At 35.4% G+C, this 15,301-nt stretch carries 15 protein-coding genes and 1 pseudogene; 12 read left to right on the plus strand and 4 right to left on the minus strand.

The window, feature by feature from the left end; all coding sequences use genetic code 11:
• Positions 1–129 precede the first annotated feature (129 nt).
• From CY0110_RS03745 to CY0110_RS03765, 5 genes are all read left to right on the plus strand, one after another.
• The gene (locus tag CY0110_RS03745; RefSeq protein ID WP_008273958.1) at positions 130–375 is read left to right on the plus strand and encodes a hypothetical protein; all 246 of its coding nucleotides are present in this window, start codon (positions 130–132) and stop codon (positions 373–375) included.
• Entirely contained in the window at positions 372–767 is a 396-nt protein-coding gene (locus tag CY0110_RS03750) for a type II toxin-antitoxin system VapC family toxin (protein WP_008273959.1), read from the plus strand. The genes CY0110_RS03745 and CY0110_RS03750 overlap by 4 nt, the downstream gene beginning before the upstream one ends.
• Positions 768–769: 2 nt before the next feature.
• Positions 770–3,262 (plus strand): COR domain-containing protein, encoded by a 2,493-nt coding sequence (locus tag CY0110_RS03755; protein ID WP_008273960.1) that lies wholly within the window; start codon positions 770–772, stop codon positions 3,260–3,262.
• Between the two features lie 98 nt (positions 3,263–3,360).
• Positions 3,361–3,675 carry a DUF433 domain-containing protein gene (locus tag CY0110_RS03760; protein WP_008273961.1) on the plus strand — a complete coding sequence of 105 codons (315 nt, stop codon included), beginning with the start codon at positions 3,361–3,363 and terminating at the stop codon, positions 3,673–3,675.
• Positions 3,676–4,023 carry a DUF5615 family PIN-like protein gene (locus tag CY0110_RS03765; protein WP_008273962.1) on the plus strand — a complete coding sequence of 116 codons (348 nt, stop codon included), beginning with the start codon at positions 3,676–3,678 and terminating at the stop codon, positions 4,021–4,023.
• 82 nt (positions 4,024–4,105) lie between these two features.
• On the opposite strand, the gene gcvP is transcribed toward CY0110_RS03765, so the two are convergent.
• The 4 genes and pseudogenes from gcvP to CY0110_RS03780 all read right to left on the minus strand — a co-directional run bounded on the left by gcvP (position 4,106) and on the right by CY0110_RS03780 (position 10,681).
• Positions 4,106–7,063, minus strand: coding sequence for an aminomethyl-transferring glycine dehydrogenase (gene gcvP / locus CY0110_RS03770; RefSeq protein ID WP_008273963.1), 2,958 nt, complete (start codon positions 7,061–7,063; stop codon positions 4,106–4,108).
• Positions 7,064–7,357: 294 nt separating this feature from the next.
• Positions 7,358–7,717 (minus strand): annotated as a pseudogene (locus tag CY0110_RS28345) (transposase); the annotation flags it as partial.
• A 473-nt stretch (positions 7,718–8,190) separates the two neighbouring features.
• Complete coding sequence (lepB, locus tag CY0110_RS03775) at positions 8,191–9,246, minus strand: signal peptidase I (protein ID WP_008273965.1); 1,056 nt, start codon at positions 9,244–9,246, stop codon at positions 8,191–8,193.
• A 34-nt stretch (positions 9,247–9,280) separates the two neighbouring features.
• Positions 9,281–10,681: an aromatic ring-hydroxylating dioxygenase subunit alpha gene (locus CY0110_RS03780; protein ID WP_008273966.1), complete on the minus strand. Its 1,401-nt coding sequence runs from the start codon at positions 10,679–10,681 to the stop codon at positions 9,281–9,283.
• A 559-nt stretch (positions 10,682–11,240) separates the two neighbouring features.
• On the opposite strand from CY0110_RS03780, the gene CY0110_RS03785 reads away from it, so the two are divergent.
• From CY0110_RS03785 to CY0110_RS03815, 7 genes are all read left to right on the plus strand, one after another.
• Entirely contained in the window at positions 11,241–11,657 is a 417-nt protein-coding gene (locus tag CY0110_RS03785) for a hypothetical protein (protein ID WP_008273967.1), read from the plus strand.
• 165 nt (positions 11,658–11,822) lie between these two features.
• Positions 11,823–12,011 (plus strand): photosystem II reaction center protein PsbZ, encoded by a 189-nt coding sequence (gene psbZ, locus CY0110_RS03790; RefSeq protein WP_008273968.1) that lies wholly within the window; start codon positions 11,823–11,825, stop codon positions 12,009–12,011.
• 82 nt (positions 12,012–12,093) lie between these two features.
• The gene (gene ribH, locus CY0110_RS03795) at positions 12,094–12,645 is read left to right on the plus strand and encodes a 6,7-dimethyl-8-ribityllumazine synthase (RefSeq protein WP_008273969.1); all 552 of its coding nucleotides are present in this window, start codon (positions 12,094–12,096) and stop codon (positions 12,643–12,645) included.
• A 119-nt stretch (positions 12,646–12,764) separates the two neighbouring features.
• Positions 12,765–13,265 carry a phosphoribosyltransferase gene (locus tag CY0110_RS03800; RefSeq protein ID WP_008273970.1) on the plus strand — a complete coding sequence of 167 codons (501 nt, stop codon included), beginning with the start codon at positions 12,765–12,767 and terminating at the stop codon, positions 13,263–13,265.
• Positions 13,266–13,483: 218 nt separating this feature from the next.
• Positions 13,484–13,819 carry a metal-sensing transcriptional repressor gene (locus tag CY0110_RS03805; RefSeq protein ID WP_408605569.1) on the plus strand — a complete coding sequence of 112 codons (336 nt, stop codon included), beginning with the start codon at positions 13,484–13,486 and terminating at the stop codon, positions 13,817–13,819.
• A 37-nt stretch (positions 13,820–13,856) separates the two neighbouring features.
• Positions 13,857–14,702: a uroporphyrinogen-III synthase gene (locus tag CY0110_RS03810; RefSeq protein WP_008273972.1), complete on the plus strand. Its 846-nt coding sequence runs from the start codon at positions 13,857–13,859 to the stop codon at positions 14,700–14,702.
• A 119-nt stretch (positions 14,703–14,821) separates the two neighbouring features.
• On the plus strand, positions 14,822–15,268 hold the full coding sequence (locus CY0110_RS03815) for an Hsp20/alpha crystallin family protein (RefSeq protein WP_008273973.1): 447 nt from the start codon (positions 14,822–14,824) through the stop codon (positions 15,266–15,268).
• The last annotated feature ends 33 nt before the right edge of the window (positions 15,269–15,301 follow it).

Raw genomic sequence — 15,301 nt, forward strand, 5'->3', positions numbered from 1 at the left:
GACTGATGTATAATTATAAAAATTGTAGTGGATTATTTTAACTGGAATGGTGAGTTGCAACGGATTGTTATGGTATTATTATAACCTATATTATAGCTGTCTAACCTATTCTACTCAACTAAACTTAAAATGAATTATCCAGAATTACGTCAAAAAATTGCTCAACAATTAGAACAATTATCTAGTGAAAAACTTATTTTAGTCAGTGATTTTATTGATTCTATCAAACAAGATCAATCTATGATTAAAAAAGAATTTTCTGTTAATCCTTTAACAAATATGAAACCCTATGCTTATTTAGCTGATCCTAGTGAACCTGCTATTTCCCCTGATGATTGGGAAATAAATGAAGAGTTTGAGGAGAATGATTCGTGATCATTCTAGATACTCATATTTTCGTATGGTGGAATCATAATGATTCAAGACTAACAAACTATTATCAAGAGATAATTAATCGGGAAAGACCACAAGGTTTAGGGATTTGTTCTATTAGTTTAATTGAAATTAGCAGACTGGTTAACAAAAAAACATTAATTCTTCCCTGTTCAATTCAAGAATGGTTTAAAATTGCTTTAGCACAAAAAGGTGTACAGCTTCTTTCTATTACGCCTGACATTGCTATTGATGCTTATACACTTCCAGGTGATTTTCATAAAGATCCGGCTGATAGGCTTATTGTAGCAACAGCAAGAATTTATAATGTCTCTTTACTAACTGTAGATAATAAAATACTTGCTTATCCTTATGTTAAAACGATTGAGAGTTGATTATGACAGAGGAAGAATTATTACAGGTTATTGAAAAAGCAGCAAAAGATAAAAGAAAATCTTTGAGCCTTTCATTTAAAAAATTAACGTCTCTACCCCCTGAAATTGGTAAACTGACTAATCTCACTTCACTTTCTGTGTTGGGTAACCAACTAACAAACCTTCCTTCTGAAATCGGTAACCTCTATAATCTAACTTCACTTTATCTGGAAAAGAACCAACTAACAAACCTTCCTTCTGAAATTGGTAACCTCACTAAGCTCAATATATTTTATCTGGAAAAGAACCAACTAACAAACCTTCCTTCTGAAATCGGTAACCTCTATAATCTAACTTCACTTCATTTATCAGGTAATCAATTAACAAACCTTCCTCCTGAAATTGGGAACCTCTATGATCTCACTTCACTTTATCTGGAAAATAATCAACTAACAAACCTTCCTCGTGAAATTGGTAAACTCCATAAGCTAACTTCACTTTATCTATCAGGTAATCAACTAACAAACCTTCCTCCTGAAATTGGAAACCTCGATAATCTAATTTCGCTGGTTATTAGAAATAATCAAATAACTAATCTTCCTCCTGAAATTGAACGAAAAAAAACTAGAGCCATTATTAACTTCTATAAACAACAACTTGAACAAAATATTGATCATCTTTATGAAGCAAAACTCTTAATTGTTGGAGAAGGAGGAGCCGGGAAAACTACTTTAGCACAAAAAATAAAAGATGATAATTATCAACTTAAAACAGATGAGGAGTCAACAGAAGGAATAGATGTTATTCAATGGCCTTTTACTCTAAATAATGGAGAAGAATTTAGAGTCAATATTTGGGACTTTGGAGGACAAGAAATTTATCATGAAACTCATCAGTTTTTTCTCACGGAAAGATCCCTTTATGCCTTAGTTGCTGACACTCGCAGAGAAGATACAGACTATTATTACTGGTTAAATATGGTTAAATTATTGAGTAATAATAGTCCTGTATTAGTTATCAAAAATGAAAAAAAAGAACGTAAACGAGACATTAATGAACGACAATTAAGAGCAGAATTTACTAATTTTAAAGAAACTTTAGCCACTAATTTAGCAACTAATCGTGGTTTACCTGAAATTCTCAATAAGATTCAACATTATATTAGTAACTTACCTCATGTTGGCACAGAATTACCGGCATATTGGGTTAAAGTTCGAGAAGTATTAGAAAAAGATAAACATAACTATATCAGTCTTGAAGAATATTTAAACATCTGTAAAGAACAAGGATTTAAAGAATTACAAGATATGTTAGTTTTAAGTGGTTATTTTCATGACTTAGGGGTATTTTTACACTTCCAAAAAGATGATCTTTTAAACAAAACTATTATTCTCAATACTGCTTGGGGAACTGATGCGGTTTATAAAGTCTTAGATAATGAAAAAGTTAGAAAAAACTTAGGGAAATTTGATAAAAATGATCTAAACAATATCTGGAATGAAGAAAAATATATCACCATGCGCGGTGAACTTTTGCGGTTAATGATGAACTTTAAACTCTGTTATGAAATACCCAGTCAACCAGGAAATTATATTGCACCTCAATTATTAAGTCCTCAACAACCGGAATATGATTGGGATGAAGAAAATAACCTACTTTTGCGCTATGAATATGAATTTATGCCTAAAGGAATTTTAACCCGTTTTATAGTAGAAACCCATGCAATGATTGAACATGAAATTTGTGTTTGGAAAAAGGGAGTTGTCTTGACTAAAGATGGTGCAAGAGCAGAAATTATTGAATTTTATCGCTATCATAAAGGAGAAATTCGTATACGAGTGTCAGGAAGTCGTAAACGAGATTTATTAACCACAGTTAGACATGAATTAGGGAAAATTCACGACTCTTATGAACGTCTTAAATATAAAACTTTAGTACCCTGTAACTGTTCAAAATGTAAAGGCAGTCAGTCTCCTCATTTTTATCCTTGGAATGTCCTTAATAAATTCATTGACGATAAACGTCCCGCAATTCAATGTATTAATAGTTATGATATGGTAGATGTACAGAGTTTAGTTAACGATATTACTAAACCTGATCCAATTTCACCTAAAAATAAAGAGGGAAGTCAAATGTCAGATAGTGGTAAATATAGTATTAATGCTGAAGTTGTCAATATTACTGAAACTAATTTAGGTGAAGTAATTGGCAAAAAGTACGCTTCTGACCCTTCTACTGCAAATGCACTAGATGAAGTAGTCAAAATACTAAACGAATTAAATAATAAATATCCTAAAGTTAGCGAAACAACAGCAACAGAAATTATAGATGCTGAGTTTACAGAGATTCAAAAGAATCAATCTAACCGATGGGCAATTATTAGATATATTTTTGATGGTAAACGCTGGTTAAAAGGAAGCAAACAAGCTGTTATTAAAATTGGTGAACATTACAGCGAAAATAGTGCATTAGGACAAGGATTAATCGGTTTTGCCGAAGGGTTTACCGAAAATTAATTATTAATATCCCACTTTTGTAGAGACATTTCATGAAACGTCTCTAGATGAAATCAGTTTATTTCTTCTACAATAGAGTGAAACGTAAATTAATAACAATGGCTTCAATTTCTACAGACTATAAATACATTAACCTAAATGAACAGGGTACAGCCATAATTACAGGTTCAACCCTCAAAGTCATTGATCTTGTCATGGCAAAAATGGCTTATGGTTGGACACCTGAAGAAATACAGATTAATCATCGTCACTTAACCATGAGTCAAATTCATTCCGCATTCGCTTATTATTGGGAACATAAAGAACAATTAGACCAAGAGATTCAACAAGAGGTTGAATACGTTAAAAAGTTGCGTTCTCAAGCAGGAGACTCTCCCTTTGTAACCAGACTCAAAGCTGAAGGAGTTCTCTAATTGACTTTACCCCTTTATATGGATGAAAATGTACATGGTGCAATTACAATAGGATTACGTTTGCGAGAAATTGATGTTTTAACTGTTCAAGAAGATGGTTATTCAGGTGTAGATGATGTCATAATTTTAGACCGTGCAACTGCCCTAAAAAGAATTATTTTTAGTCAAGATAAAGACTTTTTGATAGAAGCGAATAATCGTCAAGTACAAGGTATCGAATTTGTCGGAGTTATTTATGGTCATCAACTAATGATATCTATCGTTGATTGTATTCGAGATTTAGAACTAATTGCCAAATTAGGAAAATTGGAAGAATTTGCCAATAAAGTACAATATTTACCTCTTTAATTGTCAAATACCATTCATATTGTACAATCTTTAACGAATAAGATAATTAATATAGGGTGAGTAATGCCCACCCTACAATGTTTTAATCTTCTTTGTAAGCGTCCATTCCTTCGCAAGAACAAACTAGGTTTCTGTCTCCGTAAGCGTTATCAATACGTCCGACGACTGGCCAAAACTTATATTCTTTTGTCCAAGGCGCAGGATAAGCTGCTTTTTCACGGGAATAAGGACGTTCCCAGTCTCCGCAAATTACTGCTTGTGCCGTATGGGGAGCATTTTTCAGAGGGTTATTGTTTGGATCGATTGTACCATTTGCGATCGCATCAACTTCATGATAAATAGTAATCATAGCATCACAAAAACGGTCTAACTCATCCAAGTCTTCGCTTTCAGTAGGTTCTACCATCATTGTACCAATAACAGGCCAAGACACCGTAGGCGCATGGAAACCAAAGTCCATCAACCGTTTAGCAATGTCATCTACTTCTACCCCTGCTTGCTTTTTCAAGGGACGTAAATCAATGATACATTCATGAGCAACACAACCGGATGCACCTTTGAACAAGATAGGATAGTAGTCAGCTAAACGAGAAGCCATATAGTTGGCGTTGAGAATAGCCACTTTTGTTGCGTCAGTCAGCCCTTTTTCCCCCATCATAGCGATGTACATCCAGGAAATGGCCAGGATACTAGAACTACCCCAAGGGGCTGCGGAAATGGCTCCTATAGATGTTTCTACGTTACCATTACTGTCGGGGTTGGTGTATTTTTCTATGTTAGTTGTAGGAAGAAAGGGGATTAAATGTTCTTTTACGCCGATGGGGCCCATTCCTGGACCACCACCCCCATGAGGGATACAGAAGGTTTTATGCAGGTTGAGGTGGCAAACATCGGCCCCAAAATCAGCCGGACGACATAACCCGACTTGAGCGTTCATATTAGCTCCATCCATATAAACTTGTCCACCGTGACGATGAATGATGTTACAAATATCGATAATTCCTTCTTCAAATACTCCGTGAGTGGAAGGATAAGTTACCATCAAAGCCCCTAAGTTTTCGGCGTGTTTTTCGGCTTTTTTCTCTAAGTCTGCAATATCAATATTCCCATCTTTATCACATTTAACTGCTACGACTTTCATTCCTGACATTACTGCACTAGCAGGGTTTGTCCCGTGTGCTGATTCAGGAATTAAGCAGATATTTCGGTTTGTTTCTCCTCGACTTTCATGATATTGGCGAATCACTTGTAACCCTGCATATTCGCCTTGAGAACCAGCATTAGGTTGTAAAGAAATACCGTCAAATCCTGTTATCTCTCCTAACCATTCTTCTAACTGTTGGAAAAGAATTTGATAGCCTTCAGTTTGAGATAAAGGGGCAAAAGGATGAAGTTTTCCAAACTCAGGCCAAGTGACTGGCATCATCTCAGCTGCTGCGTTTAGTTTCATGGTACATGATCCTAGAGGAATCATGGAGGTATTTAACGCTAAATCTTTGTTTTCTAATTGATGTAAATAACGCAGTAATTCACTTTCAGAATGATGCTGGTTAAAAACAGGATCAGTTAAATAGTTTGAAGTCCGTTTGAAGAAGATAGGAAAGTCAAAATTAACTTGCTGTACTATTTCTTTAACAGTAAAAGGTAATTCATCTTTTGCTGCAAAAATTTGCCATAATTCAATTACATCATGAACGGTAGTGGTTTCATCTAAGCTAATACATAAAACTCCTTCTTTATATAATCTTAGATTTATTTTCCGTTCTGCTGCTGCTTTAATTACCGCTTTTGCACTCGCATCACCCACCCCAACTTTAACGGTATCAAAGAAGGGTTCGTCATTGATAGTATAACTTAATTTGTTTAATCCCTTGGCTAAAATTACGGTTAATTTGTGTATTCTTTGAGCAATATTTTTGATCCCTTTTGCGCCATGATATACGCCATACATTCCAGCAATAACTGCTAGTAAGACTTGCGCTGTACAGATGTTGCTAGTTGCTTTTTCACGACGAATATGTTGTTCTCTGGTTTGCAATGCTAATCTTAAAGCAGGGTTTCCTTGTGCATCCTTAGAGACTCCCACAATACGCCCTGGAATCTGGCGTTTATAGGCTTCTTTCGTAGCGAAATAGGCTGCATGAGGTCCACCGTATCCCAAAGGTACGCCGAAGCGTTGGGTGCTGCCTACGGCGATATCTGCGCCAAATTCTCCAGGGGGTGTTAAGAGTGCTAAACTCAAGGGGTCAGCAGCAACAGTAACTACTGCACCCTGATCGTGTGCCGTTTCAATAAAGGTGCGATAATCATAAAGACTGCCATCGGTAGCTGGATATTGTAATAATGCGCCAAAAATCTCCGTATCGAAATCAAAAAAGCGATGATCGGCAATAATCAACTCAATATCTAAAGGATAAGCTCTTGTTTTAATAACTTCAATGGTTTGGGGGTGACAATGGGAGTCTACAAAAAAAGCATTTGCCTTTTTGTTCTTACATAAACCATAACTCATGCTCATAGCTTCTGCTGCTGCTGTGCCTTCATCTAATAAGGAAGCGTTAGCAATTTCGAGTCCAGTTAGCTCTACTATCATGGTTTGATAGTTTAACAGAGCTTCTAGTCTTCCTTGGGCAATTTCCGCTTGATATGGAGTATAAGCCGTGTACCAACCAGGGTTTTCTAAGATATTGCGTTGAATGACTGGGGGAGTAATACAGTCATAATAACCCATGCCAATATAGGAGCGAAATATCTGATTTTTAGAAGCAATAGACTTTAATTGAGCTAACGCTGCATATTCGCTTTGTGCTTCAGGTAAATTTAAAGGTTTGCTTAGGCGGATGGCTTTAGGTACTGCTGCATCCATCAATTGGTCTAAAGTAGAAAAGCCTAGCACTTTGAGCATTTTATCAACTTCTTGGCTATTGGGACCAATATGGCGATCGCTAAATCTATCAGTAGGGGAAAGTATATTATCTAGATTAGAGGTTATATTATCGTTGGTTTGAGTTTGATTTGCTGTAATATCCAAGTTAGGCATATCAATGATGATGGTTTTTCTTATTTAGGGTGTCACAAATGAGCGTCTTGGCTCCTTATTGTAATCTTTTGTAACAATAATCTGCAATATTTATTCAATATTATGATTAAGATTTATTTTTTTGTCTATAACAAATGAAAGGTAGGCAAGATAAAAATAGGCCAACAATTATTAATATTAATGCTTCTTTGCCCACCCCACAAATATCATAATTTCTGATATTTTTTGAATAATATCATCATACTAAATAACTAAAAACTATTTTATTCTTCCTCTTCTTATCACTCTATAGCACTACGCAAAAACGTTAGGACAGTTTCTAAAGGCAGCATCTACACATTCTCTAACTGTTTCAAACTTAGGTAACATTTGTTTCATCCAAGTTTTTAAAACAGACCACCCATTTTCAATTTTGTTTAAATCTGGAGAGTAAGCACATAGTTCACATCCAGCTTCTTCTACAATTTCTTGAATAATTTTTCCCTTATGAAAAGTGGCATTATCTACAATAATGATATCTCCTAGTTCTAATTGAGGAATTAGACTTTGAGATAACCAAGCTTCAAATAAACTTTTATTACATCCTCCCTCAAAAATTAAAGGAGCAAAGATTTTTCCCTCTTTTAAAGCACCAAATATGAAAATAGCTCTTTTCCATTAGTGTAGCTAGAAAAGAGCTATTTTAATTAAGACTATATTACACACACATTGCCCCATGAAGAGCTAATTATTGTGAAGCAAAAAATCTACTATAAAGGTTCCGGCTAAGATTAAAGAAAGTGAAATAAGTTCCATGGGGTTGCTCCTGCTCAAACTAAACGAAAGACATTTATTATTTTTTGGAAATCAGCTAGTGCGATCTCACTTATACACTTTATCTTAAGAAAATTCCTTCCTCTGCACTTCCCCCAGGTAGCTCACCCATTTGGGTTAATTGTTTTACGAGAAATTGCTGAACCCATTACCTTCAATTGTAACAAATTATTACTCAGTCTAATAACTGATGACTGATAACCTGTTGTGGATTTAAAATTCTCATTTATCAGATTAGTACAAACGATTAAACCTTTTCTCTCTATTCACCTACAGTCTGAACTGGAGGTTTAGATACTTAACAACTTAACTGCTTACCGATAACTGTCTAATGATTGTATCCTTTTCGGTGGCCAGCCAATTTTATAAGCTTGACCAACAATCACATCTTTAGGTAAAAGTCCCCAGACATGGGAGTCAAAGCTATCATTACGATTATCCCCTAAAACTAAATAATAGTTAGCAGGAACGATCATAGATTCCAACTGATATTGGGGTGATTCTGCAATATAGGGTTCTTGAATCGGTGTATTATTCAAATAAACTTGACCTTGTTGGATTTTTACCTTTTTGCCTGGTGTAGCAATAACCCGTTTTATATAATAATCTGATACGTCAGGATCAGCTTTTTTGATGTTTTCTGAGGGAGTAAAAACCACAATATCTCCTATTTTTGGCCCATAATCAGGGTATTTTTTCACAAAAACAATATCATTTATTTGTAATGTAGGTTGCATTGAGTTACTGGGAATGAGAAATTTATCAAAGCGTTTTTCTAACCATTGTGGATAATAATTAACCATCACTCCTAAGATAAAGATAATTCCTGTCATAATGGCAATTAACAACCCTCTCCTATCCCTATGTTTCTGAGGAAAAATTAGGTAAGTATGATAAATCGTTAAAGAGGTTATCAAAGGACTGAACAATAATAAGTTAGAATACAGATCATCAATTCCCATTACAATTAAACTAGCGGTTAATATTAGTAGGCCAATGATAGATTTTTGGAGATAAAGATGACCTAATCCTGGTAAAATTCGGGTGATAAAAATAGCAAACCAAACATTCTTATGTTTACGAGGTATTTTTTCTAGGTTAGGATCATTTCTCTGTTTATAAATACTAAGATGAGCTTCTATTAAACTACTAAAGTAGAAGATAATTGTAATTCCTAAACAAATTAAACCAGTGACAGTATTTCCCTTCGCTGCAAAAATATGCCAAACTGTCAGTACTAACCAAAGAATTTGACCATTAAAAAATAAAAATCCTTGTAAGTAATTGCCAGCATAAAACTGACCTAGTCCAGGAAAAAACATGGATAAATTAACAGCCAACCAAGGATCTTTATTATAATTTTTATACACTAATTTGAATAATTATTAGGTAATTTTTGAGAAATTATTTCTTATCAGGTAAGTTTCTTGGGGGAATTTCTCGACCTTGATAAAATTGCTTTTCCAGCCGATTTAAACCTAACCAGATAATTACACCCAAAGGCACAGTTCCACTTAATGATATCATACCCCAAAGAGAAGGATGATCAAAAGTTAATAATAAAATAACAATTAATGACCAGATCAAAGAAGTAGCGACCGAAACTCCTATTTTAATTCGTTGTATATTCTTTAAAGCAGTACGACAACTACTACAATCTTTAGTATGGGAATGATAGCGATCAAGCAAAGTTTCGGAGGATAATGCGGGACTTAGGGGCTGTTCTGGGAATAACTGTGCTTGATATTGATTAATCCAACTGTGTAATTGAAAGACAAACAAATCGGCTTTTGTCGGTAAATAAAAGGCTTTAGAAACGTTAGAACTTCCTCCTTTTTTTTCCAAGTAACGTTCTTGATAATGTAAGAAAATTTGATCATCTTCTAACACTCCATTTTGTCCAATATGGGAATACCAACGGGGGGTTAAGTTAATGAAGAATTTAGGAATAGGTGAACAAAATTTGAAGGGAAAACGAGCAAATAAACGACATTTTCCTTTACTAATGGGAGTCGCATAAACAACCGTCAGGGTTCTACCAAATTGTTTAGATGTGAGATCATGGTACATCATTCCAGGGGCAAAAAAGTGGGTGGTTTGTTTTCCTAAAGTTCCTTTTCGGGGTCCTTCTTCCCAGACTCCTTTAAACCCCCATTTTCCTGATTCAACTACTTCTAAGTCTACGGGAGAAACATTGGAACGGTTGCCCACACTTTTATGATGAGTGTAAGGAATATGACTCGAATCTAATACATTTTCCATTAAGGTTAAAGCATCATAAGGAATATCTCTAAAGGTATTTAGACAAACCCATTCCCTGGAGCTTTCTTCCAAAACATCTACTAAAGGAATAGGGGTTTTTGCTGCATTTTCTGTCTTCCCTGCATAGACAAATAATAACCCTTGCGCTACTTTAGTAGAATAGGTGTTAACGGATGCTCTAGGAGATTGTTCTGCGTTTCCTTCTGGCTTTTGTTGGGGAATTACTTCACAGTTTCCTTGTCCTGAAAATGCCCATCCATGATAGGGACATTCTAAACAACCTGACTCGTTAATTCTACCTTCTGATAAAGGGGCTAAACGATGGGGACACTGATCGTCAAAGACACACCACTGACTATTTTTTTTATCCCACCAAATAACAATATTTTTCTCTAATAAAGTGAATGATGTGGGTTTGGTTTTGTCTAAATCTTCGATATAATGAACAGGATACCAAACCTCTTTCCAGTCAAACTGATCAGGATCATTTCCTCCTATAATTAAAGGATTTTCTTGGGAAGTAAGGGTTTTATTAATAGTCATGATAAGTATGTCAAAAAAATAAAGTTAACTGTAAAATTAGGAGCCAGGAGTTCCTCACTCCGTTCCAGTTCTATCGCACAGAAGTGAGAAGAAAAGAATATTTTTGATTTTTCTTAGCATAGTTTTGTTCATTTATGTTCAACTATTGGATAAACAGTCAAAAAATAATAGTTTTCTGTTTTGAAGTTGAAGGCGTAAACTAAATTACATTGTAACAAAATGTAAATAAATTAATCATTATGAGTCTAATAACAACAACAGACGCAGCTAAAACCGCTTTAAGAAACGCTTTGAAACAATATGACGGAGACGTTAAACACGAAGCAGTCAAAAGCAAGATTGAACCTGTGTCAACTTAATCCTACCGTTGCACCAGCCCACAGCGATCGCTTATTTAGTGGTAAGTGTCTTTTCGCTTGTAATCTTCAAACTTTTGTCCTAAAAAGAACTCAATGGCGTTAATCTTGCTCTGTAACTTCTTTTGATGGTTCCTTCTGACTTCTGAATCTTTTAACCATCGTCTTTCTAACTCTTTAAAGACTTTCGTTGGGGCATTGGTATGGAAGCTTTGGTGTTGATGAAAGTGTATCCATTTGAGAAGTTCTTAGTTAATGGTTTCCCTGTGGTTGAATGGGTAGAGACCCCTAACAATGGCAAACAGAAACGCCACCGCAGTTTACAGCAGTTTGAATCCTATTTAGGCTTATCCCGTCGTATTGAGCAATCAGGGGATAAAGAATCTGTGAAATGGTTTAACTCTCGACTAATGCGATCGCACTTTTATATATGGTACGTGACTCGTATTTGTCCTCAACCACCCCGTCGCCTTGATACAGAAATAGGGAAAAAATTAGGCAATAAATGGGACACCATGAAGACCAAAAAGAAAGCTAAGGTTAAGGATGGTATAATCCGTTTATGCTTCTATGCCACTCGCCTGCTGTTTAACGAACTCAAACATAACATCGTCTTTTAGTACAAAATCTTGAACCCCCCAAGACAATATGGGGGGTTAGTTATTGCCAAAAGTTCGGGGTAGACAGATAATAAAGCTAATTTTGAGCAAAAAATCTGATAGTTTGATCTCAGTGTTGACTATCAATTCATCTTTTTTTAGGAGAACTCCAGGAAAAATCTCATTATGTCTATTATCTTTCAACTTGTCTTAACTGCTCTCGTTTTCTTTTCCTTTGTCATGGTGGTTGCGGTTCCCGTTGCTTATGCTTCTCCCCAAAACTGGGATCAGTCTAAGCCTTTATTGTATGTTGGGTCTGCCATTTGGATCGGCTTAGTGTTGTTAGTGGCTGTTTTAAACTTCCTAGTAGTTTAATAATTATCCCACAGCATCATGCCCCATCTTTAGCTATGCTTAGAGATGGGGATTTTTTTGTAGAACATTTCAAGCTAAGATTATGACCATTTTTGAGGGAACCTTTACCCAAGATCCATCCGCTTTGCGTTTTGCCATTGTCATTGGTCGTTTTAATGATTTAGTGACGGATAAACTCTTAGGGGGATGTCAAGACTGTTTAAAGCGTCATGGCATTGATGTTAACCCCCACGGAACTCAAGTGGACTATGTGTGGGTTCCTGGCAGTTTTGAAGTTCCCCTAGTAGCTCGTCAATTAGCCTTATCGGGCAATTATGATGCTATTATCTGTTTAGGGGCAATTATTCGAGGGCATACCCCCCATTTCGATTACGTTGCAGCAGAAGCAGCTAAAGGGATCGCAGCAGTTGGCTTTCAAACAGGAACCCCAGTAGTGTTTGGCATTTTAACCACCGATACCATGCAGCAAGCTTTAGAAAGAGCAGGAATTAAGAGTAATTTAGGCTGGAATTATGCTCTAAATGCCCTAGAAATGGCGAGTTTAATGGGCCAGTTACAGGGCAAAGTAACACCGAATAATTCTCAAGCGTCTTTACCCGTATCTCAAATGAAAAACCCTATGATTTCGGAATAAGCTGAGTTTGAGGTTTGCAGTCTAGATTTGAGTGTTTTTTTTAGACTGGTAAGGAAAAATCGCCTTATATACAACTCAAGTTCAGAATAGATGTTGATCATTTCACTATTAAATGTTCTATGTCAGATTTATATGTTTCTTGGGAAGAGTATCACCAGCATATTGAAACTTTAGCAGTGAAAATTTATCAATCTCAATGGCAATTTGATCAAATTGTTTGTATTGCTAAAGGAGGGTTAAGGGTTGGGGATATTCTCAGTCGTCTTTATGATATTCCTTTAGCGATCGCTGCTGCTGCTTCCTATGGGGGAGAAGATAATCGTTCCCGTGAAGAACTGATAATTGGTCAACATTTAGCCATGACTGATGAACAATTAGGATCTCGTGTTTTATTAGTGGATGATTTAGTAGATTCTGGGGTAAGCTTACAAGCAGTCTCTCAATGGTTGCATGATTATGCTTCCCCTATTCAAGAACTCCGTACTGCCGTTATTTGGTATAAAAGCTGTTCTCAGTTTCAACCCGATTATTATGTAGAATATTTGTCGAATAATCCCTGGATTCATCAACCTTTTGAACGTTACGAAACCATAAATCTAAAAGATTTATCTTCAACATAAGTTTTCAGTCAGTAGTTAAAATTTATTGTCTGTCTTAAAGCATTACTACTAACCAAAATCCTTAAAAATATGTCATACTAAATACTTAGGAACAAATGAAAAAATCTAGGTGATTTTTGTAATTATTCTTAATATAGTGTTGTTGATTTATCGGTCACTACCTATCCAACTCATCTACAGTAAAATTATTGTCAAAAATTACAGTGAAAAGTAAAACATTGACTCAAACTAAAATACAACCAAACCATACCCATAATCACGATAACGGAACTCCTCATAAGCACGTTCATAGTGAGGCTTCTTTAAAACAAATTATAAACCGTCTGTCTCGCATTGAGGGACATATTAGAGGCGTAAAAACAATGGTTTCAGAAAGTCGCCCTTGTCCTGAAGTTTTAATTCAATTAGCTGCAGTTAGAGGAGCAATTGATCGGGTATCTCGTCTTATTTTGGATGAACATTTGAATGAATGTGTTGCCCGTGCTGCTCAAGAAGGTAACATAGAAGAAGAATTAGAAGAATTAAAAGCAGCGTTAGATCGATTTTTACCTTAGAGGAGTCATGAGAGGCTTTTTTTCCTAATAGTTAACCATGAAGAATAATCTATTAGCCAGTAAAACCCTTCCTCTTTATAACAAAAGAATTCTTATAACAGCCCCTCGTAATTATGTCTCTCGTTTAGCTACTGAAATTATTAATTATGGGGGAGTTCCTATTATAATGCCTACCATTGAAACTTGTTATTTATCCTCCTATAAAAAATTAGATAACTGTTTAAATAATATTAGTCAATTTAATTATATTGCTTTTACCAGTCGTAACGGAATTAATGCACTTATCAATCGCTTAGAAACTTTAAATATTCCCCGATCTTATTTAGATAACTGTCAATTAATTGCCATTGGAAAAGATGCCCAAAGATTAAAAGAAATGGGATTAAAAGTTGCTATAATGCCCAAGGAACCCAGTCCCCTAGGCATTGTATCAGAACTCGCTAAAATTGATAACATTGAGAAACAAAGTATTTTAATTCCTATTCCTCAAGTGATTGGTATTTCTGAACCTGATATTATTCCTAATTTTATTACAGCATTGGAAAGATTAGGGATGAAAATAAACCCTGTGTATGCTTATCAAACTCGATGTTTAGAGACTTCTTTATATGATATGGAAATCGACTTAATTAAACAGGGAAAAATTGATGTTATTGCTTTTAGTAGTACCGCAGAAATAGAAAGTTTTTTGCAGTTAGTAAACAATACTCAACTCTTTAAACAATGTTTAATTGCTTGTTTTGGTCCCTATACGGCAGGTAATGCTAGGAAACTAGGATTAACCGTTGATATTGTTGGGAAAGACTATCATTCCTTCACGGGATTCGTTGAAGCAATCGCCGATTATTTAACCCCTTCTAATAGTTCGGAAATCTACGCCTAAACAGTGTTTAAAACCGAAATAAGATCAAGAAAATGTGAGCTATTATGAATAGTGAAGGGAGATAAAACCAGTCAAACTTCACAAGATAAGAGAAAGTTCTAAATCGGAGGTTAATATATATGGCACTTGTACGTTGGGAACCTTTCAGAGAAATTGACTCTCTACAAAAAGAAATGAACCGTTTATTTGAAAGTTTCTCTCCCAGTGGTTTAAGTAACGGCGATTTTAATAAATTATCCTTCGTTCCAGCAGCAGAAATGAACGAAACAGAAGAAGCGATCGATCTTAAACTAGAAATTCCTGGGTTAGAAGCAAAAGATTTAGACGTTGAAGTTCAAGCAGACTCTGTTAGCATTAAAGGAGAACGGAAATCAGAAGAAAAAACAGAAGAAAATGGTACAACCCGAACTGAATTCCGTTACGGTAAATTCCATCGAGTCATTCCTTTACCTAGCCGAGTACAAAATAACAATGTAACGGCAGACTATAAAGATGGCATCCTTCATCTAAATCTGCCTAAAGCAGAAGAAGAACGCAACAAAGTCGTAAAAGTTAATATTGGATAAACTTACTAGGGGTCAACTTTTGTTGACCTCTTA

It is taken from the genome of Crocosphaera chwakensis CCY0110, assembly GCF_000169335.1.
Classification (GTDB): Bacteria; Cyanobacteriota; Cyanobacteriia; order Cyanobacteriales; family Microcystaceae; genus Crocosphaera; species Crocosphaera chwakensis.